Genomic DNA, 22498 nt, shown 5'->3' with positions numbered 1-22498 from the left:
AAACAAAAGCCCCGAAAATCGGGGCTTGGCATGGTTGCAGTCAGATGGTTGCAGGCCGTCTGAATTATGTCGTGCGCTTTAATGAAGCTTGTAAACTATTCATAAAACCGTTAACAGCTTTCTCGGCAACTGCCTGGTCTCTCTGCGCCAAAATTTGGTTAAGCTTTTCCGGGTCGATATTAACCTGCGTATTGCCGATTTGTTGCAACCGCTGGGCGGCATTACTGTTACCATACGAACCTTGGTTGCGGACTTGCTCTTGCGCGGCAGATTCGGCGCGCTTGCTGCGCTGCCTGTTGTAAATCTGTTGCTGCAAATCGATTTGACGCTGATATTCGCGCGCAACGTCGGTTTGTTTGAGGCGGTTGGCATTGTCGAGTTTTTGTTGCAGCTCACGGATTTTTCTTTCTTGCTGCAAAGAATAAACCGCTTCCGTATTACCATTAAGCTCGGCAAGCTCGGCCTCAAGCGCGCGGGTTGCATCATGTGCTTCTTGACGCAGGGCATTCAGCCGGCGTTGGGCATCGGATATCGCATTGCGGAATTTTGTCAGCTCAGTATTCCCCAATTTATCGGCAGCACGAGAGGCCGCGCTGGCCGCATCGTTCAAGATATCCTGTGTCACTGCGCCTTGAGCAGAAGCATTGGTCAGCCTTTGCATCGCGGTATTCGCGTTGTAAATCTGTTGCGTGTACTCTTTCATCTGAGCAGCGCGGAATGTGGCCTCCATGCCCAACTTAATCCCGGAAAACTGTCGGTTCATCAAATCCAGCTGCTCATTATTGAGCTTATAAAATCCAGCAGTTTGCGTCAGACGGTAGCCGTAATCACTAAACGATTTAGACGCATTTACCGCCGCTTTGGCTGCATTGTCTGCCTCCGCTGCCGCCTCTTTGTTGGCTGTCGCCACTTTTCTGACCGATTGGGCATGGTTTTCCGCCGCTTGCGAGCCTTTTTCATGCGCGGCTTTCGCGGCTTCGCCTGTTTTAGCGGCAGTATCGTTTAGCCCTTGATAAGCGGCTTTTGCTTTTTCCGCACCACCCGTCGCCGCGTCGCCCAACCGGGCAAGCTGCTCCTGCGTCAACAGTGCCGCGTCGCCGCTGGCTTTGAGCTGGTGTTGAAACTCGGCAAATTCCTCCTTGCTTTTAAGTTTGCCCATCATGGCCTCAAAGGCTGCCTGTATCAGCTTGGCATCTTTTTGACCGGCGGCCGCCGCTTCTGTCGAGGCTGTCTGAAAATCAGCGAATGCCTGCCGCGCGTCGCTGCTGATACCCGTCATCACGGCCTTGCTGTCCACGCCGATTTTGGCGAAGGCGTCGGCAACCTTGTCCGTCGACTCCCTTGCCGTATCTCCGATTTTCTTAATTTCCTCGGCCGTCAGCCCGGATTGTTTGCCTACCTTTTCCAATTCGGCCAAAAGAGCATCGGTTGATTCTTTACTGTCCATCTGCTTGAGCGCGGCCTGAAACACCCGGCCCATCTGCTCGGCATCATTACCAAACTGAGAGGCAACACGCGAAAAATTGGCAATACCTTCCGCCGCCTTTTTGCTCATGCCGGTGGTTACCTCTTCCGCCGTCAAACCCAAAGCCTCAAGGGCTTTTTGTGCTGCGGCAAGCTCGCCTGTATCTGCGCTGATTTTGACGTTTTTCTTATCAAGTTCGGCTTTCAGTTCGGCGGTTTTGGTACGCACGTTTTCCAGCTTGATTGCAAGTTCTCTGTAAAAGTCGCTGGTTTTGCGACCGTCGGCACGCAAGGCGGCCATACTGTGTTCCAACGCTGACAACTCTGTTGCAGACGCACGATATTCGGCTTGTAGGGCCTTGACGGCGGCTGCCTCTTCTTCAGCAGCTTTTTTCTTGGCGACAGCGGCTTTTTCGGCAGCTTCCTGGGCTTTTTTATCCGCTATCTCCAACTCGCGCTTAATTTGGGCTTCGGTTTTGAAAAACTCGTGATACTTGTCGAGACCACCGGTGGTAAACAGACTATCCAAAATGGCAGGAATACGGGCGAGGTTATCGCCGAAAATTTTTGCTAAATCCGTATTTTCGCGTAGCCAGCCGCCCACACCACGGCCAACCTCAAAAGCAGCAAACAATAATCCGGCATTGGACGCCGCCGTCTTGAGATTTTGAGCCAATGCTCCCGCAGCCGCCGCGCCATTACCGAAACCGTTACCGGCAGCAGCGGATTTGAGCGCAATGCCCAGCTCTCGTGCAGCGACAGTGGTAGACAGGATGGATGCTTTGGTTGCTTCAATTCCGACACGCTGGGTCGCAAATGATGCCGATACCGCACCACCAGTCAGGCGAACAGCCGCCTCATAAGCCTTGACGGCAACTGCGCCTGCTGCGAACAGTGCGGCAAGTTGCGTCAAGGCCGGGAACTCTTCGGTAATCGCTCCGATTGCACTTGCCACACTGCCGGCCGTACTCGCCAATAGAGACACTAAAGGCAGCAACTTTTCGCCGACCTCGATGGCAACATTGATGATTTCCTGCTTGGCTTTGGCAATCTGCGCCTCGCTGGTAGACATGGCGTTTGCCACCTCTTTTTGCATCGCGCCAACGACTTGTCCCTTGTCGGCGACCAAGCCCAAAGCCTTTTCATATTCGCCCAACGAGCCGACCAAAAGCGCGATGTCGTCGCTATATTCCGTACCGAAGAGTTGCGAGAGCGTCAGGGCGCGGCTTTGTTTATCCAAGCCTTCGAGTTTGTGCAAGAAGTCCGTCAAAGCCTGCTGCGGATTGGCGGCGATATTGGCCGCCATCTCATCAGCAGACGTACCGATACCTTCCAAGGCCGCCTGAAAGTCTTTGCCCTGGCTTTGAGCGGTTTGCAGTTTTTGCAGCATGGCATTGATGGCGGTCGCAGCCACTTCGGGCGGTTTGCCCAATGCGATAAATGCGTCGGCAAGCGCGGCGGCTTCGTCGGCAACCAAGCCGAACTGTTTCGCCGTACCGCCGATACGCGCCATTGCGGCGACAATGTCTTTTTCTCGTGCGGCGGTATTGTTGCCCAAAACGTTGATGGCATCGCCGAGCTTTTCCACTTCGCCGATTGGGAGTTGGAACACGTTGGCAATCGTCGCGGCGGCATTGCCTGCCTCTTCCGCGCTCATCCCAAAGGCAACCGACATCTTGGACGCAATAGCGGTAAATTCCGACAATTTCTCAATCGGAATGCCGAGTTGTCCGCCCGCTGCGGCAAGCTCGGCCATTTCAGCGGCGGAAATGCCTAATTCCGCGCCCATTTTCTTCAGCTCGTCTGAAAGTTGGGCGTACTGCTCGTCCGTGCCTTCGGCGACTTTTTTCACGCCCGCCATCGCGGTTTCAAACTTCATCGCCTCGCGGGTGGCAAACGCCAAGCCGCCCGCACCACCGACCAAGCCCTGAATCTCCGAAGCAACTTCGGCAATAGACGGCTTCACGCCTTTCAGGCTGGCTTCAAGTTCGCGCACCTTGCCTTCCTGCAACTGCGCCGCCCGGGCTAATTCTTCATGTGAGAGTGTGCCGCTGTTTTTAAGCAATTCGTAGGCGTCTTTGGTCTTTTGGATTTCCTGCCGTGCCTTGTCGTCGGTATCGATGCCGAGCTGGATTTTGGCATCGGCGATCGCCTTTAGGGTTTGTGCTTCGGCGGTCAGGCGGTCGAGCTGCGCCGTTGCGGCGGCGGATTCGGACGACAGGCGCGCCTCTTCGGCGGCAAGGTTTTTGACGGACACCCCAGACACCGACATCGCATCGCGGGCGGCATACAGCTTGCCCGTTAGCTCGGTTTCACTTTTTGCCAGGCGTTCGGATTCGGCGCGAAGTTTCGCCAAATCGGCCTGCTGTTGCTGCGTACCGCCACCGCGCATGGATTTCTCCAACGTCGCGGTCAGCTCGTCCAGTGCACGCATTTCTTTAGCGGTATTGTCCAATTCCGCCGACAACGCCTTATATTCTGCAATTGCCGCCTGTTGCGCTTGTGCTTTGGCCAGCGTTGCGCCCAGCTCTTTCGCTTCGGTGGTCAGCTTGCCCGTATCGATGCCCGCCGCCTCGATGGACTGCGCCAGCGCGTCGATGTTTTCAACACCGGACACGCCCGCCTTAATCTCTAAACCTGCCTGAATATTCGCCATGATTTAATCTTAATCCTGTTTTAAAACCCGTTTAAAAAAGGCCGTCTGAAACCTGCCGCCGCTGCGCCTAGACGCAGAAGCCAGTTTCAGACGACCTTTGTTTATTACCGAATCTTTAGTTGTTGTACGACGTGAAGGAATAGGTCGATGTTTCGCCCGAAGCCAATACAGCCGTGCCTTTAAATTCGGCTTCGTTGAAGTCGTCGCCGAACCAGTCGATACTGCCGTCCGCCGCCAGTACGGCATGGGGGATGTGCAGAATGCCGGTCTCGCCGGTAACGCGGTTGCGGCCGTCAACATAGATTTCCAAGTCCAAGCGGGACAAGGTGGCTGCGGACACTTTATAGCCGCCGGAATCTCGGGTTTTGTAGTCGACGGTGACGTTTTCGCCGTCGTTGACGGTATCGGCGGCCGGCAGGATGGTAATCATGCCCAAGGTGGCATTAATATCCAAATGCTTGGCATCAACATTGCCGTTTGACTTGTTTTTGACTTTGACGGTAGCCGGGTCGATATTGCCGTGCGCCAGTTTGTACGCCATGCCTTTTTTGCCGATGGTTACGGTCTCGCCAGTAACGGTCTCCACCGTAGCCGCGATGACGGCGGCTTCGCCCATCAGGGCAAGCGCGAGGTTGTCTTTGTCGAAAGTATCGAGCTTCAGACCGATTTCGGTGGGCTTGACGGTTTTCAGGCTGTCGAGTGCGCTGCCGTAAGTGCCTTTTTGCTTGGATACGCGCTCTTTGGTTTCCACGCTGGTTTGCGTGGTCAGGGCGGTGGTATTGCCGATTTCGATAAAGCCCGAGCCTTTTTGATTGAGGTTGCGCACCTTGACGTCGCCCTCAAAGATTAAGCCGTGGTCGTTTTGTTTTGCCATGTGGCAGCTCCTTTAGTTTGCCGCCTGCACGGTGTCGCAGGCGAATGAAATGGGGTAAAAAGCAAAGCCGTCGTTGTATTCGATGGATGGCGAGGCGATGCGGCGGAAGGGGGTAACGGCATATTCGTCGCCCGCATCCCAGCCTGAAAACACCCGTTGGATTGCCGTCAGGGTCTCGCCAACCTCATACAGCGTGGATTTGCCGTTGGCGGTATAGCTTCGTGCGAGGACGAAGGTAAAGTGCAGCGTCGATTTGAGGTATTTGCCGTTTTTCGCTTCGTCGGCAAAGGTCGAGCCGCCGTAAACGACATAGACCGCGCCGTCCAGCGGGGCGGCTTTGCGTTTCGCCGCGCCTTGGGCGAGCAGCTCGGCAAGTTCGCCGATCTCCTTGACCGCCTTAATGCCTTTGACGGTTTTCAGACGGCCTAGGATTTCGGGATAGACCGCCAATAAGTTTTCATGCTGTTTTAAAGCCATATCAGACAATCAATCCTTCCAACCAATCGGACATTAAATCGTCAATGTCCTGATAATCTTGCGCAGACAAGCCCAAAAACGGACGCGCCGGCATGGTTTTCGTGCCTTCCTGCACATAAACCGAGTAGCCCATTACCGAGCCGGTAATCACGCTTTTTGCCGATGCCTCATGCGTAATGCTTGCCAAGAGGTTGCCGTGGTCCACCAAAATCCCGCCGCGTCCGTTTTTGGCTTGTGCCGTAGCGGGGGATACGTCCGCCCAGCGTTTGCCGTCGGGCGCAGTTTTGGTTTCGGCGATACGGCGGCGGGTCGAAGATTCGAGGATGCCGCCGATAGCGCGCAAAGGCTCTTCAAGGCTGCCGTTCAACCTACCCGACAGGCGGTTCAGGCTTTGGGCGATACGCGATAAGTCGTGTGATACCGTAATCCGCATCGCTTACTCCTTCAGCCATTCCCGCAAATCGGGTTCGGCATTGACATAAACGGCACACGTTGACGGTCTGCGGTCATCCGATACGCGGCTATCGTCCAGCATATTCGGATTTTTGACGACCATCTTCAGCCAGGCGATTGCCGACTGATAACGCTCCTCCACAATGCCTGTTACCGCATCGTCGTAGAGGTAGTAGCGGGCGATGTCGCAGACTTTGATTTTCAAAACCTGCGGCGCGGTGTCGTTGGTAAAAAACAGTTTCGCCGCCCGAAGGTAGCTTGCCGCTTCTTCTTCCGCATCGGCAATTGCCGCCGCCATCACCGCTTCGTCTAACGTTTCGTAGTTTTCATGGTTCGAGCGTTCTGCCATTTCCTGCTCGCCGAAGCGGGTAATCATGTCTTGGATGGTAATCATGCCGTCCTCCGTTTTCAGACGGCCTTTTTGTTGCCTTAAAGGCCGTCTGAAATCCGTTTAAGACATGGTCAGCGTTGCCAACAACTCGGGGCGCAGCGCAATCGGCAATGGATTGGACTGCATATGCAGGCTCCAGCCTTTGTCATGCTGCAATTTCTCGCGGCTGGCGTAATACGGCAGGGCGCGGGTGTTGACGGTCGCGGACATGTCGGCCGGCGCGAAATACTCTTTGTAGAGATTACGGCCGACCGGCAGCAGAATGGCTTTGTCCGCACCGATGTCAGCATCGCTGCCGAAGTGGTTGGCGTATTCGATAAAGCGGATGCCTTTGTGGATAAATTCGGTCGGATTGAGCGTATCGCCTTCGCGGTAGGCGCGTGCCTCGTCGTAGCGTTTGTACACTTCGAAGATGGACTTATGCTCTTTGAGCGCACTCAAAAACTCCATGCCGCAATAGACAACCCAGCCGCGCACTTGCGCACCGTTGAATTTTTGGCGTTGTTCGGACAAGAGCTTGTCCAATACCGCGCCGACTTTGGTCGTGTCTTTCGACAATTCGATGTCTTGTGTTTTGCGCTGCACTTTGAAATCGGTATTGATATCCAAAATCACGCTGCCGTCCGCATCCAAAATCTTGCCTTGTAACGCGCCGAGCATCAGGTGCTCACGGGTGTATTCAAGGTCGGATTTTCCGCCGGCCAGCTTTTCGTTGACCTTGTCCATGACGGTCGCGGCTTGGGTCGTGCCGAAAGAACGCAGGTTTTGTACGTCATCGGCACGGATGACGTCATGAATCGGCAGGTGTGGGATTTTGACGGTACGCACGGTGCGTTTCGGACTTTCGACCGCCTGGCCGGCCGTGCCGCGCTCTTTGCTGGCTACCAAGTGGACTTTGCCGTCTTGGAACTCAATGTCGGCGTAGGTGGTGGTCAAATATTCGGGTTCGAAAATACCCAGTTCGCGGATTTGGCTTGCGCCCGGGTCGATTTTGTTGACGGCGGTGGTCAAAGCCTGCACGCCAAATTTGCTGTTGTCAGATAAAGGCATATTTTTTTCCTTATTTCAAATAATTAAGCATCAGATGCACCGAATTTCGGCAGGTTTACGTAAACAATTCCATACGCGTCACCTTCTTTTTTCATAACCGCGTCGGACAGGAATGCAGTTTTAGCTTGGGTAAAAATATCCTTACACTCAATGATGCAATTGAGTGGCTGAACAATAACTTTCCCGTCAGCTTCATCTGTTAAAGCAACAAGTTTTTTATTACGTAGCGGATACGTCACAAAACTACCCGCTTTAGTACCGGCATCGGCAGCAACAGCCACACGTGTTAACGGCGTCGCTTCATATTTCAAAAAGTCGGAAATAACAGGGCCGAGGATTTCGGTTTTGGCTTTAGACATAAGAGCCTCCCAATAAGCCTTTGTGGCTGGCTACGGAGAACTTGCCCTCCGCCTCGCCGGTGTGTTCGGATTCGTCTTTGCCTGCGCCTTCACTCAACAGTGCGTGCGGCACGGCAGACTGGGGGGCTTTCGGCTTCAGATCGGCAATCATGGCTTCTGCCGCTTCGATGTCGGCAGACAAAAGCACGGTCATGGTAGCGTCGGACAAGCCTTCAAACTTGCCGTCTTCGCCTTCCTTAAAGCCGGCGGCGGACAATTTCGCCTTGACTTGGTTTTTCTTGGCAGCCGCTTCGGCTTCTTTCAGCTTTTTCTCGGCTTCGGCTTTTTCAGCCTTGAGCGTATCGACTTCCGCTTTCAGGTCGTCAAACGCTTTCTTTTCTTCGGGTGTCATAGATAACTCCAAAGGTTGTTTAAAAATATCCGGCAAGGGACTGCCGTCCGACAACACCACCGCCTCCGTCTCGCTGTCCACGCCGACGGCGGTAAACGATACTTCGCGTATCGCACAACGGCGCAGGATGACGGCCGGCCCGGTTACCTCGTTACCGTTAACGGACAATACTGCGCCCGCCGCCAGCTCCTCGTAGGATTCCGCCTGCGCGTAAACCGACATTTCCCAAGGGAAACCTTGGTCGGCTGCTTCGGCGATCTGCGTGCCAAACTCGTTGGACAACAGACTACCTTCCGCAATCAGGCCGTCCGCCGTTACCGACAGGCTGCACACGCCCGCCATCTTGACGGGTGAATGCTCCAATAGGACGGGGACGGACGCTTTGTGCGACAGCTGGGCCAAATCGACGACTGCCTGATAACCGCCGTAGCCGAAGGGCTTGCCCGAATTGGCAACGCCTTTAAAAGTACGCACCTTGTCGGCACCGGTCGCCAGGGCAACCGGCAGCGCGGCGGACAATTTGATTTTGAGGGGGGTGTTGTTCATATCCATTGCTCCATTTTGCCTTGCCAAGTTCAAAAAGACGGACGGCAGGATTTCACTTCCCAATCCAAATGCAAAAGCCGCCTAAAACCCGAATATCAGGTTTCAGACGGCCTTTGAAAATCCTCATGCGTAAAATATGAAAATACCCACTTTAAAACCGCTTTAGAATCGCGTCAGATTGATTTTTAAGATTCTGTCGGGGGTTTGCCTATCTTTGGTATCCGACCCGCCTAAAATCGCAAATTTGAGGTACATCCAAAAATGCAGACGGCAGCGGTTTAAAAAAACGTTTTCAGGGGGCTTTTAGGGCTGCGTCAGATTGCATTTAAACTCTCGGATATATCTTTGCCTATCCTGACCGATAAAACGCGCTTAAACGCGAAATTTGGGCGGTTATGAAAAAAGGTCGTCTGAAACGGTTTCAGACGACCTTCGGGTTATACAGGTTTAAATCTCGGATCAGCTTCAAGCGCGGCTTTCAATTCGGACTTGTACGGCTTAATCCACTCGGACTTTTCTGCTGCCTCAAGTATCCATCCGCGCACACGGGCGAATGCCGCAGCGGACAAATCCGCAATCGAAAATACGCAGCCCGAAAACTCGCCCTGCATTTGCTCGGCTGCTTCCTTGTCGATTTCGGCAAGACGCGGGTACAGATAGTCCAACAATTCGGACGGGGCGGTTTTCCCGCCTAAAAATACTTTTACCTCGCGACTGACATACAGTTCAGACGGCATGACTTACTCCGATATTTTTACCAATAAGCGGACTTTATCCCGCTGTTCTTTCGGCAATGATAACACATACTGCAACAATTTATGCCGGTTTGCCGCATTCAGATGGCGTAAATCAAGCGGGACAATATCGGCTTTGTTGAAATGCTCTTGAATATTGTCAACCTTCCCTTTCCATGCGTCGGCGGTGTGCGCAAAATAACGGTTCATCAATTCCGCACGTTCGGGATTTTCGGTAAACATAAAATCCAGTTTTACCCATTTCTCACGGGGCAGGTCGTCTGAAACAATCAGATAATCGGCTTGTCCTTTGCCTTTTTCTACCGCCAAATCGAACACTTCCAGCCTGTCGCCCGTTTCAGCCTGCCACGCTGCCGCAGCTCTCGCTTCGTGGTCTTTGGTATTGTTGGCAGACTGCTCTTTTGTCAGCCTACGCACTTCTTTTTCCGACACCTTGTCTGACAAAGCCAACACCGCCACTTTATCAGACGGCACGCTATACCGCTTGTCCAGCCACGCCTCGCGCTCGGCAATCATGGCGGCCAGTGCCTCTTCGCCGTTTTTCTCGCCAAACAGTGCGTCCATCGCGCCCAATCGGTCGCCGTGGTTGTGCGCAAAGCTCGGCGTGATGTCGTCGGGTATCAATACCGTTTTGCCTGTGCGCGGATTGGTAAACTCAACCATATCCACATCAGGCTCGCCGCTGATGCCTTCGCGCTCCGCCTGCCGACGGGTCAGGGCGGAAACCGAGCATTTGCAGCCGTAGCCGTTGGGCGGGAAGATGACTTTCCAAATGTCGTGATCGACCGGCAGGACTAAGCCGTAGTAGCGTTTATGGCTGTCGCGCGGATGCCCTGCGGCGGAATGGTTGTAGCGCAAATACGGCAAGGCTTTTTTATTTGCCTGAATCCGCTGCCATTGCCCCGCCGCAAAGGCGGTTTGCATATTGGTGTTGAAAATGGTTTTCAGACGACGCGTACTGCCGAGCTGTACCAATTTCGGTTCGCCGTCCAGCGGGTCGGTCATCACTTGCTCGCCCCACCAGCCTTTCGCCATCAAATACGGTTTTAAACGCTTTTTAAAATCGGCGAATGCCGTGCCGTTTTGCTGCGCGGATTCGATGGCATTTTTGACTTCGGCGAGCATATCCGCGTCCATCATCTTGGCGACGGTAAACGCAAGGCCGTGCTGATACAGCCAAACGTCGTAATGCGAAAACCCGGGCAGGATTTTCTTGGCTTTGAAATGCTCGAAAGCGGCTTTATCGACCAAGCCGGCGAAGCTGTATTCAATCCCGTCCATCGTCCGCTCCGTCCGCCCAAGCCGAAAGGCCGTCTGAAACCAAACGCTGAATCAAAAGATTGTCGCCCTTGCTCAAATCAAGCTTGGACAGTTTCGCCTCAAATTCGGCGTAGTCTTTGCAGCTTTCCAACAAACCCAACACCGCTTCCATCTTCGGACGGGCGATTGCCTGCTCCGCCGTATCGGGCGCATTACGGGCAAGACCGTCAGACAGGCGCAGGCTGAATTTGGCGGGCGCAGGGTTTTCAGACGACGTTTTCGGGTCGCGCAGCTCGAAATGTTCCGGCTCAAAGCCCAAGATGTCGCGGTAGTAGGTTTCGGTCAACACGAGCTGCCCCGTATCCATATACATCTTGTCGCGTTCGGCTCGGGTTTTATCAACCTTGATTTCGTCTTCAAACTCAAACCATACGCCTTTGGGCGCATTAATCGGCTTGCCGTAGGCATTGTTGACCATCACAAGCGCGTCGATAAAGTGCTGTGCAGCGCGGGAGAGCAGAGCGAGATACGCGCCGATGCGCTCGTCGCGGTTGTTTTCTTCGGTTTCCTGACTGGCGCGGCTGGCGGTCTCAAGGTCGCTGGTTTTGACTTTGCCTAACAGCGTTTTTTGGATGCGCGCATTGGCGAGGTTTTCCAATCGGCGGAATGCCTGACCGTCCGCGCTGTTTTGCAGCATCATCACATCGTCTTCGCGTTCGATACTCAACGCGCCGCCGGAAACAAAGCGGTAAAATCGGCTCATGAAGCTGTCGTGGTCGTCGTTGCTGTTGGCTTGGATTTTGGCAATTAGATAAGGCTGGGCGTAGCGCGTAATAAATTGCGCGGCATAGACAAAGCCTTTTTTACGCAACGCGACGGGTGCATACAGCCGCGCCGCCGCCATTTCGCCCGCTGGATTGGTTGAAGTCGCACGATGGGTGATAAAGAGATACAGCACGTCCGTATTGCAGGCTTCTTCGCCTCCGCTGCCGCGATACACCAGCGAACCGTCGCGGTAGGGGATATATTTCGCCAGTTCGCCGCTCTTGTTGCTGATGTGTTTAATCGTCAAAAAGCCGTCGGGTTCGGGCTGATAAACGTACCGACCGACACCATAGCCGCCCAAACGCGCCGTCAACACGATTTCGGCAAGTGCGGGCAGATGGCGTTTCAGCGTTTTCCACAGACGGTCTTTGTCATCGTCATTCAAGTCCGCGCCATAAATGCGCCACGCCTTGTTCTGCATGGCGGAATGCAAATCCTCCAAACAGGCAGCCACCTCGTCATCGCTTACCACCGCGTCCAATGCCTGCTGCCTGTCCACGCCGAGGCGAGATAGTAGAGAGTCCGTGCCTTCCATATTAGAAAACAGGCTTTCCAACGCATCTTCGGTCGCGCTCGTCAATGTCTTGATGGCGGTTTTTCGCGTTGCGCTTTTAATCAATCCGAACATAATTTTCTACTCCAAAGGTCGTCTGAAACCGTTTTCAGACGACCTTAAAATCAATACTCTTCGCCACGGGCCGCCAAAAAACCTTCAATTCCAGCGACAATAAAATGTAGATTTAATAGCCGCCCAGCCTTATAGCAGGAGACAACCTCTTGCAGATGTGCAATCGCTTTATCCAAACCACGCTCGAGGTACTCAACATCCTCTGTCAGCTCTTTTTCACGAGCGGTTATACGTTTTCCATCACACATTGTTAAATCTCCAACATCGGCACAGGCAAATCAATCGCCCGCGCTCTGTTTGATACATTGCCCGTCGTTGCCGCCATCCACAGCATATGCAACGCATCGGGGCCATCGTCGTGGTCGGCTTTCGGGAAGTGACGCAACTGGCTAATCAGCGTCTTTTGGTCGGGGTTGAGCAAAATCAGCCCGTTTGCCATATGTGGCTGTAAGGTCTCAATCCGCAACATCTTGTCCGATGACGGCTTGATACCGCGCACCGGAATATGCACACCCAAACGCGCCCCGCGCTTAATCAACTCGTCCTTGAGAAACTCTTGGAATTGCACCGTCTCCACCACCCACAATACCGGTTTGACCCGCGCCTCTTTTTGGATGCGGATCACGTCCTCGATAATCAAATCGGGCAGGCGTTTTTTGACTTGGGCAACGGTTACAAACAGTCGCCCCGTCGATTTCTGATAACCGCCGACCAAAATCGCCGACGGGTCGCGCCCCGCGCCCGCTTTACCCAACGACGGGTCGAGCGCGCCGTAGTACACTAAATCGTCGGGCAACTCCGACCAGTATTTGATGTTTTCCGCAAACGGCGCATCTTCGCCGCTGACCGGGTCGTTTTGGTATTCGCTGTCAAACGTTGCATGACCGTCGCGAGCGCGGATTTTCATCAGTGCCAACACGCCACGAGCCGCCCAGCTTGTTTGCGCGCCGCGCTCCATCTCGTCTTTGTTGGCGAGATAAAACGCTTCGGCTACCGCCGCGCCGTCATTTCGGTAAAGCTCCTCCCATCTGTCCCACAAATCCATGCGATCAGGCCAGCGTTTCATCGCCTTAAATTTCCGCGTACTCCAAAACGGGTTATTCAAAGTACGGCTCAACACGCTGTCGTAGTGCAGGATGGTGCCGATATAAATCACATCAAACTTGGTACCGACCGCGCCTAACGGCAAGACGGTTTGTTTAAGCCACATTTCCAGCTTGTCGCGCTGGTCGGGGTTGCGCACCATCTCGTCGTTTTCGATATCGTCAAGGATGGCAAGGTCGGGGCGGAATGCACCATGCACCATGCCGCGCATTTTCTTACCCGAGCCGAAGACTTGGATTTTGACGTTGGATGCGGTAACAATCGTCCCCGCCTGCCAAACCCGACCTTGTCCGCACATCTCGGGGAAGTCGGTTTTTAAACGCGGGTTAAATTCAAGTTCCGCCTTAATGGCTTCCAGCATCGGATAGGCTTGGTCGATACTGTCCATCGCGATGACGATAAACTTTTTTGCGCCGGTGATGACCGTCCAAAGCGAGAACAAGCGCGTAACCAGCGTCGATTTCGCCTCGCCGCGCGGGGCGGCATCCGCCTCGTTGATGCCTTCGGGCTGTTGTAGGATTTCGGGCAGGCGGGAAAACAGAAATTCATGTAGCTCCGACTTTTCAGACGACCTGACGTAATGCGGAAAATAGGTATTGACGAAATACTCGTAACCGTTGACCGGGTCTAATACCTTCGCCCGACGTTCGGCAATGGCTGCGGGCGATGCATCAAAGCTGTCCGCCTCCGCCTCGATGGTTTGGCGAAGTTGGGCGGCATATTCGGCAAGCGACTTTAAAAACTCTTTGGACTTCATGTTTTATTCGTAATAGTGGACAACCGGCTTTTTCAGCGGCTCGGGGTTAACCATGAAACAAAAGGGCAACGGCTCTCCTGTTTTCATTTCATTCATGGACGACATAAAGTAAAAAAACTGGTCGGCGAGCCAAAACAACGGCTCCAGCTTATAGCGCGGCGCAACTGCCGGCTCTTCGCTTTCCCAATTCGCAATCCAAATCGGGCAAAATAAAAACCATCCCTTATGGGTGTATTCAACCTTCTGCATTTCGCTTACCTGTATTTCTTTTCAATTTCCACACCCAGCGGTTCGACCAGCTCGACATAAGCCTGCAAGTGCTGCGGGTATCGCTCTTTGACTACTTCGCCAAACAATTCCAACACCTCAATCGCCGTCGCCAGTTTTGACGTTTCCGGCATTACTTTAGCGTTCGCCGCCACGGTCTTGGTAAACGCGTCGGACAGGCTCGCCAACAATTTGGCGCGCTCGGACGGCATCAGCTCTTCAACCGACGTATCTTGCAACATCGTCATCGTCGATTGGTACTGCACCAAAAAACCCGCCAACAGCGAGCGGCTCAAGTCTTCGATGCCACCGCCCGCCAGCGTGTAGGCTGCGCGCACTTTGTCCCAATCGTCGCCGATCTCTTTGGCGGCGCGTTTCCAGCTACGGGCGGTAGCTGTTGGGATTTCGCACATCATCGCCGCAATTTCGAGCGTCTGGCCGTCGCTGACGTACAGTCGGCGCAGCTTTTCGCGGGTTTCTTTCGGGTGTGCCATATCAGCCTCCGAACTTGGCTCGCAGCAGTTCCCACCCCGTCGTTACAATCACGCCGCCGAGACCGCCATAAACCGCAGCAGATTTCTTGCAGTCTTTCTTAATTTGCTGCAATTCCTCGTCCATGCGCGCCTGATTGGCAAGCAGGTCATCCTGCTTGGCTTCAATACGCGCCAAGGCATCCAAAATCGGGTCGCTCATGATTTGTCCGCTTTCCTGTCCAGTTTTTCGTTTACTTTTTCCAACTTGTTTTCGATGCGTTCCAACGCCGCCGCAATATTAGTGCTGTCTGCCTTAGCGTCCGCCTTGGTGTGATAAGAGAGCTTGACCGCGTGCAGCTCCTCTTTAAGGTCGTCGATACGCTTGTCCGCCTCTTTCAGACGGCCTGAAATGCCGTTGACCCAAAACCAAAACGCCGCCGTTGCAATCGGCCACAGGGTTTTAAACCCAAATTCAAAGTCCATTTAAAACCCCTTTAAACCGGCACGTCGCCGAATACGATACGCACTGCATAGCCTTCGGGATGACGACTTGCCACCTCAACCTTTTGGCCGTCAAAAAAGACTGAGTAATATTTCCGCAAAATACCAATCACATCAGCAGGAGCGGTCGCGGAAAACTCCACACAAAAGGTCGTCTGAAAATCCTTATTCATCCGTACCGTATATTCAAATCCTGCCTTATCCAGCAGATTGGAAACATGAATGACAAACGGCTCTTGTTCGCGTGCGCGGCTCAATCCCAGCTCTAAATCCGCATGGCGGCAGGCGACCGTGCGTTGTACCAACTCACGATAAGTCGTCATCGCGCGCCCTCCGAACCGTCAACTTCCGCTTGACTGTTGATCCAATCGCGCCACGCCTGATTTTGGTTTTCCAGTTCAGAGACATAGCCGCCAAACTCGGCGGCGTGTTCCAACAGCGTGGCCGTCTTGCCGTCCTTCGGCGGACTCGGGCGTACCGGAGCGACCATCAACGCAGCAGGTGGCGTCGGCATGACCGCCTTTTCGACAACCTTAATTTCCGTAGCCGAGGGCGCGGTTGTAGAGCTGCAGGCCGTGATGGCCAAAGCCGTCAATACAACCGCCACTTGCATTTTTACGGTCTTGAGTAAGGACATTTTCGATTTCCTTTTTATTTTCCGTTTTCAGACGGCTGACTTCCGCCTGTTTTTTCGCCAAAGCCATGCCGACGGCGTGCGCCTTGACTTCATATTTTTTAGCTTCCGCACGCGACTGTTCCAATTCGCGCGCATAGTTTTGAGCCGACAACAGCAGGGCTTGCGCCTTGTCGCGCTCCATTTTCTCAATGACCGCCTGCTGCTTCGCGAACGCCGACTTATAGCCTTGATGGTGCGACACAGCCAAGCCCGTGCCGACAAGCGCGATGATGGCAATCGGTTGCCAGTTATTCGCCAGCAGTTTCACGAGATTCATTCTCGACCTCCTGACGTTTCACGCTGACAAACGAGCGCGCCACCGCATAGCCGCCGACAATGCCCAAATACACCGCCCAGATCTCCGCCGACGGGTCGGGCAACATCACAAACTTAAACGTCCCCGCAGCGCAGGCAACGTTTGCCCACAGTTTCGAGTGCGACACATTGCCTGTCGCGGGGTTTTTAAAAATATCCAAAATACGCATTGCTATTCCACACTTTTGGTTTGCAGGTGCCGTTTCAGCATTTACCGATAATTGGCCAGTTCTCCCTCCGTAAAATCAAACGCAGGCAAGTCCGCCTGTTCGCTTGCCTCACGGCTTTTGCTCGACCACAGCTCAATCATCTTTTCGTAAAACTCAACCTGTCCCATGATTAACGACAATTCTTGCGTTTACGCGCCGCGCGTTTCGCAGCCGCCACACCCGACTTACCCAGGCGCATAGACGGATGTTGTTTCAAATAGCCTACCCGAACAGGGCTTGGCGTGATTTTGATTTCAGATAACGGTGGTACGCCAAAACCGTTTTTCAACTTTGCCCAACAGGCAATAGATAAAGCAATCAAAGACTTTTTCATACCTTAGCCGCTCCCAATTCCATCGCAATCGCGTCCGCAATCGCGCGGCAGATGCCCCATTTTGTAGCCTTAAACAAGGCTAAATCAGCATCGTTGCTGATAAAAAACGGCTCAAACACAATGCCGCCGGCTTGTGCATAAGCCAGGCGCGAATGCTGGCCCCCATTGTCGGGTTTAAAGCCGACTTCGCCGCGCAGTTTCCAGCCGGTAGCCTTCGCAACAGCCTTGCTCAGCACCTGACACCAGCGTTTGTTTTTGACGGTACTCAACGCCTCAATGCCCGTAGCTGCTTTGCTGACGGCCGCATTGGTATGGAACTCAATCGCCACATCCGAGCCGCGAATCAGTTTTACAGCCTCGCGCAGCGGCATATTGCCTTTGCCCGTGCCGTCGGTTTTAACGGTCAAGCCGTAGTCATCGCGCAAAATAGATGCCACGATGTTGCGCATATCCTGCGCCAAGTCCGCCTCACGGTCGGAGCCGTTGACCGCGCCTGGGTCGGTGTTACTGTGTCCGGCAGTCAGACAAATAATTTTGCTCATTAAAGCCTCCCTCAAAATCAGATTAAAATGCACTTTCAGAGGCTTACATTTTCAAACGGCATGGCTTTTGCAGCGGTCGAAACAGTGTCAGTAGGCAACAAAAAGGCCGCCTGAAATTTCAGACGGCCTTGGCATGATTCAACCTTATTTGATTTTCATCGGACAAGTAAATGTGTCAAATGGTTCATCTCCGGTCAACACGGCTAAACAATCATTTATAGGCAGATTAATACCTTTACGGGCATAGACAGTTGCCTCAGCTTCAGGAGGATGTTTAATTTGCTCTTTACAAGCGGCCATAGCGTTGTCGTAGTTTTGTTTATAATTGGCAACCATAGCATTTTGGTTTTGTCTGGCGGTAAAGTAGTCATATGCAGCATTGGCGGCATTGGTACACTGATACAATCCAGCCTTATCTTCCAAAAATGGCCCGCCGAAAGTTTCATCGGCTGATTTGGCGACAGCAATAAAAGCCTCGTTAAATGTCTTGACCTCCGCCAAATTGCTACCGTTTAACACCATGCCGCGGCTCTCCTTTTCAGCTTGAGTAAGCAATGCCACCAATTTTTCCGCATGGCTTTTCAGTTCGCCGTGCCGGCGGATTTTGTCTAAATTATTCTCCCCTATAAAGTATTCTTCGTTTTTCAGGCGCTCCACGATTTTCACTTTCGGGTCAGGCTGAGTTTCTTGCTGTGCTGGGGCTGTCGGTTTGACTTCCTCTGATACTTGCCCACACGCTGCCAAACCCAACGCCAGCAGCACAAAATAAAACGTTTTCATATTTTTCTCCAAAATAAAATGCCATACATCTGCATGGCATTCCATTCTAAAACAAATTTTCCTGCTCCGCTTCCTTATCCGCCTGTTTCAGGATCCGCCACACATGGCGGTCGCTTAGGCGGTGTGCCAAGGCCAAATCGTTAACGGCCTCATATGCGGGGGTGCCACCCGCCGTCTGTCGGTCAAACTGACTGCGGATTTTACGGTTTCGCAACTCATACAAGGCCGTCTCGCAACGGGGTATAAACAGATTGCACGGAGCCATCGCTTCCACCAGCCGACCGGCCGCCTCACTGCCGATAATCTCCTCCAAGTACGCAACACGGGATTGACTGTTTTTCGTATAACCCTGCCGCAACGGATAAGTCGTACCGCCCATCAGGCGCACCAACTCCAGCGTTTCATTAAACCCGATGACCGTAATCAACGCCTGTACACTATCAGGAAGCAGATGCTTGACCGCGCCAAAATCTGCCGTCTCATACATCACACAGCCCCTTTCTTACGGCGGTTCGCCGCAATCTGCAACGCCGCCACCAGCTTGTGCATATTGCCGTCGGACAACCATTCCACACGGTCAACCTTAAACATCTTTTTCGCCGTACCGTGCGCATAATTCCAGCTCCAGCCGTTATCCAGCAGCAGGGCTTCAATTTTACGCATCATCGGGTCGGCAGAGCTTCGGCGGTTCGGGCGACGGCCTGCCGTCTTTTTCGGCGTAAACCCATGTTGTCGCAAATCCTCGACCACGCGCTCCAGCTCAGGGATGCTGCACTCGGTACACGACCGCTTGCCCGTCACGCTCTCCAACACCGCGCGATAGGTACCGTCATCCAAGCCCAGCTCCTTTTGAGCAATCTTAATTTTCGCAATCAACGCTCGGCGCATTATCTCTCCAATACAATATATAGTATAAATTAGCGAATATTATACCAATAAAATACAATATATAGTATTAAGTTATTATTTTTTTAGGAATAAACAGACATAAAAAAGGCTGTCTGAAAAATTCAGACAGCCAAAATTTCAAAACCTTATTAACGGCCGCAAATACGTTTTGATTTACTAATACTGCCGTCTTGGCATACAAACTTATCCCCCGCACAATGCGACACACCGCCTTTTTTACCCGAACAAGGCTGACGGCCCTTAGCTTGTACAGTTAAAGGCATCGACACCAAAGCCAAAGTTACGCAGGCAATTAATAGTTTCTTCATGATTTATCCTCATATGATATAGTCAAAATGTTGTTTGATTATACGCAATATGACTACAAACAAAAAGGCCGCCTGAAACAGGTTTTAAACCCCATTTCAGACGGCCTTTAATCAAGCTTTAAAAATCCCAGCCTTCAGAATCCATCCCAACCCTCCATCATTCCTGCCAACCTCCCAGTAAATCTACCAACTCACCAAGAATCGCACTCAGTGCAGCCGCCATCAGTAGCTGTGTGGCATAAGCCATACTTTCCGCATCATCGCAGCTGCCTTCAGCTTCTTCCTGCACAACGTCCAGCCATTGGATACGTTTCAGTGTTAAATCCTGTGTCAGAATAAATGCTATGCGGCCATTCCATACTAAGCCAAGTTCGGTTACTTTCATGCCGTTTTTGGCGTGTTGTACCACATCTTCGGCGGTAAGGTCTTTGCGGCTGATTTTAACTTTGGGAGCAACATCGCCCACACCGACCAGGGTAACATCACTATCTAACACAAACCGCCCCTGAGCTTCGCCCTGTAACAGCCAATTGGTCATCAATGATGCCGGCGATTGACGGGGAACTGGTTGTTGAGCCGGCAGGCCGCCAAGGGCTTCGCGCAACTTGGTCAACAGGTTTTCGGCCTTGCGGCGATTTGCCGTATCAACGAATAACCACTCGCCAGCAAATAAACCATAAGTGCGGCTGCTTTTAATCAACGCTTTAGGCAACAGGTCGTCGATAATTGCTTCGCGTAATTCATGCTTTTCTCTGCGGCCGACATTACGGTCTTCGGCAGTTTGGATCTTAACAACCTGTTCGTCCAATTTATGTTTGATGGCCGCACTGGGTAATACTTTTTCTTCTCGCATCAAACTGATAAGCATAGTTTTTTGAGCTTCAAAAATAATAGGGTTCCCAAATGGCACCGGAGAACAAAAGCCTTCACTAAACCAGTCTAATCCGGTAGGAGAACAAAACCAGTTTTCTGCAATTGCTGTTTTGAGGCGTTCAGCTTCTGGCAATTCAAACACACGGAATGGAGTAACTTGTTTAAACCACATATCTAATCCTTTTTCAAAAATGGCGGGTTGTTTCCCGCCGTGGGTCAATTTGCTTTACTCATCCTTTTGCGGCCTCAAACTCAACCGCATCTATAAATTTCTTGATGTTATAAGCCGTTATCTGCGCCATCGTTAGTTCGCATTCCAGCTCCACATCGCCGTCATAACTGATGGTTACACCGTTCAGGCCGTTTACTGTCATCTCGTCTTCTATCGTAATAACAATTTTTGCCATCACACCAACTCCTGCTCAGTAGGCTCAATCACAAAATCCTCAAGCCCCGACACAATCTTAATTCCCGGCACTTGGCCGTCTGAAAAACGCTCTTTTTGATTCAGGATGGCGTCTTTGTCGATTTCCTTTTTCGTGCGTATAAACTCGGCAAAGGCGGATTTCTCCGAGAGCCATGCCAAGACGGCGGCAACGCCCGTTACCTTGACGGATGGCGGACGGATGCGCCATTTAATCAGGCCGGTAGTAAAGTCCACGGTTTTGGTTTTACCGTTTTCCGTCAGCTCGTCCTTATGTGCCTCGCAGTATGCGGCCACACGTTCGGTCAGGCTCATGATTTCGGCACACATCGGCGCGGCTTTGGCGGCATATTCTTCTTCGATGACTGCTTTTTTGTCTCCGGCTTCGGTTTCCAGGCGTTTGACTTCGCGCTGCAAATCGCCAATTTTGCGGATAAACGCAGTAACTTCCGCTTTGTCTTGTGCCGCTTCGATAGCGGGCTGTTTGATTCGGGTTTTAGCCATTTTTTCTTTCCTTTCAGGTTGGGTTTAACATTTCGGCTTGCTCAAGCCTTGTTCGCGTTCGCGCTTGGCAAGTGCCTCAACTTTTGCGCGGTTTCTCAAAATCTGCTCGGTGGCGGTTTCAGCCGGAGGCGGTATCAGCGACTTGCCTCTTAATACCTCTTTAATCACGCCCTGTATGCGGCTTAAAGCCGATTTTCCCTTCGCTTTTTCCTCTTCCGTGGGGTGGTAATGGTGTTCCAATTTCAATGGCTCCGGCGGTGGCGGCAGCTTGTCTAAAAAGTCTTTCGGACTCGGCCAGCGGCTCATTTCATTCGCCAGCACCATAAAGGCCGTCTGAAAGCGTGGAACATCTCGCGCTTCGTCCCACGCCCGGCCGTGCGCCAACACACGGCTCCAAGTTTGCGCAGTGGCGGCCACAGTATCGGCAGCCGGCGAACCGCTCAGACGCAGGGTCAAAAGCATGGTCAGGCCGTCGATCATGGCGTTATGCAGTTGGGTAGGCAGTTCTTTCATTTTTTCAGTCCTTGCAGTGAGGCGGCTGCGGTCAGGGTTTGGCTGGGGTTGCCCGGCAGAGCGGCGCGGCGGTTTGGTTGGTTTGTCTGATTCCCTGCGCTTGGCTGGTCAACCCAGCCTGCAAGGATTTCATACAGGTATCCGTGCGACTTCAGCGGCGTTTTCAAACGACCTTGGTCGCGGGCATTAACGGTTTCATTAAAACCGTGAATCCAAGCCTCGGTAGGGGCAGGAAAACAAACCCCGTCACGCGCCGCCTCCTGCGCCTTAATCATCGGCAGCAACTCATTCAGCAGTTTCGCGGTACGCGCCCAAGAGAGCTGGGACTTGGCGGGGCGGAACAAACCGATATACCGTATCGCCGCCTTGCCCAATTCCGCATCCATCTCCAACACAGCCTTTAATACCGCCGAAGCCTCTGCATCATTGATTAAGGCGTCCAGGCTATGCACCGCCCCGCAGTTCGGGCATTTCACGTTCATTTGATTGCTCCGGACAACACCATCATCGACAGCCACGCGGCCAACAAGCCAAAAGTGATTCCTGCCGCGCCTAATATTTCGGCCTTCAGCGGACGGCGGCCATTAAGGAAGTCCGCCATACAAACCAAAGCCATACCCAGCCCCAAAACAAACGCCACACCGAAATAAATCCACTGAAACATCACGCTTCCTCCCATAAAGTTATCGCCCGGGCCAAAGTTTCCGCCTCCGCCGTTTTCCACATCCCGTCCGGCGCACGCGCGGCAATCACAAAGCCTTCGCCGTCCTTTTTCATAATCATCAGCTCGCCACGGTCTTCGAGCCATTCGGTAATTTCTTTTTGATTCATTTCTCAAATCCTTTTAAATCAATACCTTATATTTTCAACAAGGCAAAAA

33 protein-coding genes are annotated in these 22498 nt (G+C 52.8%); all 33 read right to left on the bottom strand.

Features of this window, described 5'->3' with window-relative positions; genetic code table 11:
• Window positions 1–64: 64 nt before the first annotated feature.
• The 33 genes from HMPREF2560_RS06420 to HMPREF2560_RS11275 all read right to left on the bottom strand — a co-directional run bounded on the left by HMPREF2560_RS06420 (window position 65) and on the right by HMPREF2560_RS11275 (window position 22449).
• On the bottom strand, window positions 65–4120 hold the full coding sequence (locus tag HMPREF2560_RS06420) for a phage tail tape measure protein (RefSeq protein WP_070873782.1): 4056 nt from the start codon (window positions 4118–4120) through the stop codon (window positions 65–67).
• Between the two features lie 115 nt (window positions 4121–4235).
• Complete coding sequence (locus HMPREF2560_RS06415) at window positions 4236–4994, bottom strand: phage tail tube protein (RefSeq protein ID WP_070873781.1); 759 nt, start codon at window positions 4992–4994, stop codon at window positions 4236–4238.
• A gap of 12 nt (window positions 4995–5006) precedes the next feature.
• Window positions 5007–5471, bottom strand: coding sequence for a phage tail terminator protein (locus HMPREF2560_RS06410; protein WP_070873780.1), 465 nt, complete (start codon window positions 5469–5471; stop codon window positions 5007–5009).
• 1 nt (window position 5472) lies between these two features.
• Window positions 5473–5904 carry a phage virion morphogenesis protein gene (locus HMPREF2560_RS06405; RefSeq protein WP_063076045.1) on the bottom strand — a complete coding sequence of 144 codons (432 nt, stop codon included), beginning with the start codon at window positions 5902–5904 and terminating at the stop codon, window positions 5473–5475.
• Window positions 5905–5907: 3 nt separating this feature from the next.
• Window positions 5908–6318, bottom strand: coding sequence for a phage protein Gp36 family protein (locus HMPREF2560_RS06400; protein ID WP_063076046.1), 411 nt, complete (start codon window positions 6316–6318; stop codon window positions 5908–5910).
• Window positions 6319–6375: 57 nt separating this feature from the next.
• A complete protein-coding gene (locus HMPREF2560_RS06395) occupies window positions 6376–7365 on the bottom strand; it encodes a major capsid protein (protein WP_063076047.1) in 990 nt (329 codons plus the stop codon).
• A gap of 23 nt (window positions 7366–7388) precedes the next feature.
• Window positions 7389–7724, bottom strand: coding sequence for a hypothetical protein (locus HMPREF2560_RS06390; RefSeq protein ID WP_063076048.1), 336 nt, complete (start codon window positions 7722–7724; stop codon window positions 7389–7391).
• Entirely contained in the window at window positions 7717–8661 is a 945-nt protein-coding gene (locus HMPREF2560_RS06385) for a hypothetical protein (RefSeq protein ID WP_283132706.1), read from the bottom strand. Before HMPREF2560_RS06385 ends, HMPREF2560_RS06390 begins: the two co-directional genes overlap by 8 nt.
• A gap of 437 nt (window positions 8662–9098) precedes the next feature.
• Window positions 9099–9398, bottom strand: coding sequence for a glycine cleavage system H protein (locus HMPREF2560_RS06380; protein ID WP_070873778.1), 300 nt, complete (start codon window positions 9396–9398; stop codon window positions 9099–9101).
• A 3-nt stretch (window positions 9399–9401) separates the two neighbouring features.
• On the bottom strand, window positions 9402–10697 hold the full coding sequence (locus tag HMPREF2560_RS06375) for a phage minor head protein (protein ID WP_070873777.1): 1296 nt from the start codon (window positions 10695–10697) through the stop codon (window positions 9402–9404).
• A complete protein-coding gene (locus tag HMPREF2560_RS06370) occupies window positions 10684–12129 on the bottom strand; it encodes a phage portal protein family protein (protein ID WP_070873776.1) in 1446 nt (481 codons plus the stop codon). The genes HMPREF2560_RS06375 and HMPREF2560_RS06370 overlap by 14 nt, the downstream gene beginning before the upstream one ends.
• A gap of 250 nt (window positions 12130–12379) precedes the next feature.
• Window positions 12380–13990, bottom strand: a complete 1611-nt coding sequence (gene terL / locus HMPREF2560_RS06360) for a phage terminase large subunit (RefSeq protein WP_070873775.1) — start codon at window positions 13988–13990, stop codon at window positions 12380–12382.
• Window positions 13991–13993: 3 nt separating this feature from the next.
• Entirely contained in the window at window positions 13994–14239 is a 246-nt protein-coding gene (locus HMPREF2560_RS06355; protein ID WP_070491139.1) for a hypothetical protein, read from the bottom strand.
• A gap of 5 nt (window positions 14240–14244) precedes the next feature.
• A complete protein-coding gene (locus tag HMPREF2560_RS06350; RefSeq protein ID WP_070823969.1) occupies window positions 14245–14751 on the bottom strand; it encodes a DUF1804 family protein in 507 nt (168 codons plus the stop codon).
• A gap of 1 nt (window position 14752) precedes the next feature.
• Window positions 14753–14950: a hypothetical protein gene (locus HMPREF2560_RS06345; RefSeq protein ID WP_070823970.1), complete on the bottom strand. Its 198-nt coding sequence runs from the start codon at window positions 14948–14950 to the stop codon at window positions 14753–14755.
• Entirely contained in the window at window positions 14947–15213 is a 267-nt protein-coding gene (locus tag HMPREF2560_RS06340; protein ID WP_004520458.1) for a hypothetical protein, read from the bottom strand. Before HMPREF2560_RS06340 ends, HMPREF2560_RS06345 begins: the two co-directional genes overlap by 4 nt.
• An 11-nt stretch (window positions 15214–15224) precedes the next feature.
• On the bottom strand, window positions 15225–15554 hold the full coding sequence (locus tag HMPREF2560_RS06335; protein WP_070823971.1) for a hypothetical protein: 330 nt from the start codon (window positions 15552–15554) through the stop codon (window positions 15225–15227).
• A complete protein-coding gene (locus tag HMPREF2560_RS11510) occupies window positions 15551–15868 on the bottom strand; it encodes a hypothetical protein (RefSeq protein WP_210400418.1) in 318 nt (105 codons plus the stop codon). Before HMPREF2560_RS11510 ends, HMPREF2560_RS06335 begins: the two co-directional genes overlap by 4 nt.
• Window positions 15765–16184 carry a hypothetical protein gene (locus HMPREF2560_RS06325; protein ID WP_070873774.1) on the bottom strand — a complete coding sequence of 140 codons (420 nt, stop codon included), beginning with the start codon at window positions 16182–16184 and terminating at the stop codon, window positions 15765–15767. Before HMPREF2560_RS06325 ends, HMPREF2560_RS11510 begins: the two co-directional genes overlap by 104 nt.
• Window positions 16156–16392 (bottom strand): hypothetical protein, encoded by a 237-nt coding sequence (locus HMPREF2560_RS06320; RefSeq protein WP_002219316.1) that lies wholly within the window; start codon window positions 16390–16392, stop codon window positions 16156–16158. The genes HMPREF2560_RS06325 and HMPREF2560_RS06320 overlap by 29 nt, the downstream gene beginning before the upstream one ends.
• Before the next feature lie 169 nt (window positions 16393–16561).
• Window positions 16562–16765 (bottom strand): hypothetical protein, encoded by a 204-nt coding sequence (locus HMPREF2560_RS06315; protein WP_070873773.1) that lies wholly within the window; start codon window positions 16763–16765, stop codon window positions 16562–16564.
• Window positions 16762–17307: an N-acetylmuramoyl-L-alanine amidase gene (locus HMPREF2560_RS06310; protein WP_070873772.1), complete on the bottom strand. Its 546-nt coding sequence runs from the start codon at window positions 17305–17307 to the stop codon at window positions 16762–16764. The genes HMPREF2560_RS06315 and HMPREF2560_RS06310 overlap by 4 nt, the downstream gene beginning before the upstream one ends.
• A gap of 144 nt (window positions 17308–17451) precedes the next feature.
• Window positions 17452–18132, bottom strand: coding sequence for a hypothetical protein (locus tag HMPREF2560_RS06305; RefSeq protein WP_083325566.1), 681 nt, complete (start codon window positions 18130–18132; stop codon window positions 17452–17454).
• A gap of 1 nt (window position 18133) precedes the next feature.
• Window positions 18134–18574, bottom strand: a complete 441-nt coding sequence (locus HMPREF2560_RS06300; RefSeq protein ID WP_002233845.1) for a Mor transcription activator family protein — start codon at window positions 18572–18574, stop codon at window positions 18134–18136.
• Window positions 18574–18975 carry a gp16 family protein gene (locus HMPREF2560_RS06295; protein WP_070873771.1) on the bottom strand — a complete coding sequence of 134 codons (402 nt, stop codon included), beginning with the start codon at window positions 18973–18975 and terminating at the stop codon, window positions 18574–18576. Before HMPREF2560_RS06295 ends, HMPREF2560_RS06300 begins: the two co-directional genes overlap by 1 nt.
• Window positions 18976–19124: 149 nt before the next feature.
• Window positions 19125–19304 (bottom strand): YdcA family protein, encoded by a 180-nt coding sequence (locus HMPREF2560_RS10925; protein WP_082815512.1) that lies wholly within the window; start codon window positions 19302–19304, stop codon window positions 19125–19127.
• Between the two features lie 157 nt (window positions 19305–19461).
• Window positions 19462–20349 (bottom strand): recombination-associated protein RdgC, encoded by an 888-nt coding sequence (locus tag HMPREF2560_RS06290; RefSeq protein ID WP_070873770.1) that lies wholly within the window; start codon window positions 20347–20349, stop codon window positions 19462–19464.
• 58 nt (window positions 20350–20407) lie between these two features.
• On the bottom strand, window positions 20408–20584 hold the full coding sequence (locus HMPREF2560_RS11280) for a hypothetical protein (RefSeq protein WP_168167307.1): 177 nt from the start codon (window positions 20582–20584) through the stop codon (window positions 20408–20410).
• Entirely contained in the window at window positions 20584–21105 is a 522-nt protein-coding gene (locus HMPREF2560_RS06285) for a host-nuclease inhibitor Gam family protein (protein WP_070873769.1), read from the bottom strand. Before HMPREF2560_RS06285 ends, HMPREF2560_RS11280 begins: the two co-directional genes overlap by 1 nt.
• 24 nt (window positions 21106–21129) lie before the next feature.
• Complete coding sequence (locus tag HMPREF2560_RS06280) at window positions 21130–21618, bottom strand: hypothetical protein (protein WP_070873768.1); 489 nt, start codon at window positions 21616–21618, stop codon at window positions 21130–21132.
• Window positions 21615–22100, bottom strand: a complete 486-nt coding sequence (locus HMPREF2560_RS06275; protein WP_070873767.1) for a hypothetical protein — start codon at window positions 22098–22100, stop codon at window positions 21615–21617. Before HMPREF2560_RS06275 ends, HMPREF2560_RS06280 begins: the two co-directional genes overlap by 4 nt.
• Window positions 22097–22282: a hypothetical protein gene (locus HMPREF2560_RS06270; protein ID WP_083325565.1), complete on the bottom strand. Its 186-nt coding sequence runs from the start codon at window positions 22280–22282 to the stop codon at window positions 22097–22099. Before HMPREF2560_RS06270 ends, HMPREF2560_RS06275 begins: the two co-directional genes overlap by 4 nt.
• The gene (locus HMPREF2560_RS11275) at window positions 22282–22449 is read right to left on the bottom strand and encodes a hypothetical protein (RefSeq protein WP_004520475.1); all 168 of its coding nucleotides are present in this window, start codon (window positions 22447–22449) and stop codon (window positions 22282–22284) included. Before HMPREF2560_RS11275 ends, HMPREF2560_RS06270 begins: the two co-directional genes overlap by 1 nt.
• Between the last annotated feature and the right edge of the window lie 49 nt (window positions 22450–22498).

The organism is Neisseria sp. HMSC078H04 (assembly GCF_001838135.1).
Classification (GTDB): Bacteria; Pseudomonadota; Gammaproteobacteria; order Burkholderiales; family Neisseriaceae; genus Neisseria.
This window is presented reverse-complemented; position numbering and strand designations above follow the sequence as displayed.

Bases quoted from the DNA above. Each gene is read 5' to 3' on its own strand.
- HMPREF2560_RS06420 (WP_070873782.1), bottom strand. From the start codon at position 4,120: ATGGCGAATATTCAGGCAGGTTTAGAGATTAAGGCGGGCGTGTCCGGT.
- HMPREF2560_RS06415 (WP_070873781.1), bottom strand. From the start codon at position 4,994: ATGGCAAAACAAAACGACCACGGCTTAATCTTTGAGGGCGACGTCAAG.
- HMPREF2560_RS06410 (WP_070873780.1), bottom strand. From the start codon at position 5,471: ATGGCTTTAAAACAGCATGAAAACTTATTGGCGGTCTATCCCGAAATC.
- HMPREF2560_RS06405 (WP_063076045.1), bottom strand. From the start codon at position 5,904: ATGCGGATTACGGTATCACACGACTTATCGCGTATCGCCCAAAGCCTG.
- HMPREF2560_RS06400 (WP_063076046.1), bottom strand. From the start codon at position 6,318: ATGATTACCATCCAAGACATGATTACCCGCTTCGGCGAGCAGGAAATG.
- HMPREF2560_RS06395 (WP_063076047.1), bottom strand. From the start codon at position 7,365: ATGCCTTTATCTGACAACAGCAAATTTGGCGTGCAGGCTTTGACCACC.
- HMPREF2560_RS06390 (WP_063076048.1), bottom strand. From the start codon at position 7,724: ATGTCTAAAGCCAAAACCGAAATCCTCGGCCCTGTTATTTCCGACTTT.
- HMPREF2560_RS06385 (WP_283132706.1), bottom strand. From the start codon at position 8,661: ATGAACAACACCCCCCTCAAAATCAAATTGTCCGCCGCGCTGCCGGTT.
- HMPREF2560_RS06380 (WP_070873778.1), bottom strand. From the start codon at position 9,398: ATGCCGTCTGAACTGTATGTCAGTCGCGAGGTAAAAGTATTTTTAGGC.
- HMPREF2560_RS06375 (WP_070873777.1), bottom strand. From the start codon at position 10,697: ATGGACGGGATTGAATACAGCTTCGCCGGCTTGGTCGATAAAGCCGCT.
- HMPREF2560_RS06370 (WP_070873776.1), bottom strand. From the start codon at position 12,129: ATGTTCGGATTGATTAAAAGCGCAACGCGAAAAACCGCCATCAAGACA.
- terL (WP_070873775.1), bottom strand. From the start codon at position 13,990: ATGAAGTCCAAAGAGTTTTTAAAGTCGCTTGCCGAATATGCCGCCCAA.
- HMPREF2560_RS06355 (WP_070491139.1), bottom strand. From the start codon at position 14,239: ATGCAGAAGGTTGAATACACCCATAAGGGATGGTTTTTATTTTGCCCG.
- HMPREF2560_RS06350 (WP_070823969.1), bottom strand. From the start codon at position 14,751: ATGGCACACCCGAAAGAAACCCGCGAAAAGCTGCGCCGACTGTACGTC.
- HMPREF2560_RS06345 (WP_070823970.1), bottom strand. From the start codon at position 14,950: ATGAGCGACCCGATTTTGGATGCCTTGGCGCGTATTGAAGCCAAGCAG.
- HMPREF2560_RS06340 (WP_004520458.1), bottom strand. From the start codon at position 15,213: ATGGACTTTGAATTTGGGTTTAAAACCCTGTGGCCGATTGCAACGGCG.
- HMPREF2560_RS06335 (WP_070823971.1), bottom strand. From the start codon at position 15,554: ATGACGACTTATCGTGAGTTGGTACAACGCACGGTCGCCTGCCGCCAT.
- HMPREF2560_RS11510 (WP_210400418.1), bottom strand. From the start codon at position 15,868: ATGTCCTTACTCAAGACCGTAAAAATGCAAGTGGCGGTTGTATTGACG.
- HMPREF2560_RS06325 (WP_070873774.1), bottom strand. From the start codon at position 16,184: ATGAATCTCGTGAAACTGCTGGCGAATAACTGGCAACCGATTGCCATC.
- HMPREF2560_RS06320 (WP_002219316.1), bottom strand. From the start codon at position 16,392: ATGCGTATTTTGGATATTTTTAAAAACCCCGCGACAGGCAATGTGTCG.
- HMPREF2560_RS06315 (WP_070873773.1), bottom strand. From the start codon at position 16,765: ATGAAAAAGTCTTTGATTGCTTTATCTATTGCCTGTTGGGCAAAGTTG.
- HMPREF2560_RS06310 (WP_070873772.1), bottom strand. From the start codon at position 17,307: ATGAGCAAAATTATTTGTCTGACTGCCGGACACAGTAACACCGACCCA.
- HMPREF2560_RS06305 (WP_083325566.1), bottom strand. From the start codon at position 18,132: ATGGAATGCCATGCAGATGTATGGCATTTTATTTTGGAGAAAAATATG.
- HMPREF2560_RS06300 (WP_002233845.1), bottom strand. From the start codon at position 18,574: ATGTATGAGACGGCAGATTTTGGCGCGGTCAAGCATCTGCTTCCTGAT.
- HMPREF2560_RS06295 (WP_070873771.1), bottom strand. From the start codon at position 18,975: ATGCGCCGAGCGTTGATTGCGAAAATTAAGATTGCTCAAAAGGAGCTG.
- HMPREF2560_RS10925 (WP_082815512.1), bottom strand. From the start codon at position 19,304: ATGAAGAAACTATTAATTGCCTGCGTAACTTTGGCTTTGGTGTCGATG.
- HMPREF2560_RS06290 (WP_070873770.1), bottom strand. From the start codon at position 20,349: ATGTGGTTTAAACAAGTTACTCCATTCCGTGTGTTTGAATTGCCAGAA.
- HMPREF2560_RS11280 (WP_168167307.1), bottom strand. From the start codon at position 20,584: ATGGCAAAAATTGTTATTACGATAGAAGACGAGATGACAGTAAACGGC.
- HMPREF2560_RS06285 (WP_070873769.1), bottom strand. From the start codon at position 21,105: ATGGCTAAAACCCGAATCAAACAGCCCGCTATCGAAGCGGCACAAGAC.
- HMPREF2560_RS06280 (WP_070873768.1), bottom strand. From the start codon at position 21,618: ATGAAAGAACTGCCTACCCAACTGCATAACGCCATGATCGACGGCCTG.
- HMPREF2560_RS06275 (WP_070873767.1), bottom strand. From the start codon at position 22,100: ATGAACGTGAAATGCCCGAACTGCGGGGCGGTGCATAGCCTGGACGCC.
- HMPREF2560_RS06270 (WP_083325565.1), bottom strand. From the start codon at position 22,282: ATGTTTCAGTGGATTTATTTCGGTGTGGCGTTTGTTTTGGGGCTGGGT.
- HMPREF2560_RS11275 (WP_004520475.1), bottom strand. From the start codon at position 22,449: ATGAATCAAAAAGAAATTACCGAATGGCTCGAAGACCGTGGCGAGCTG.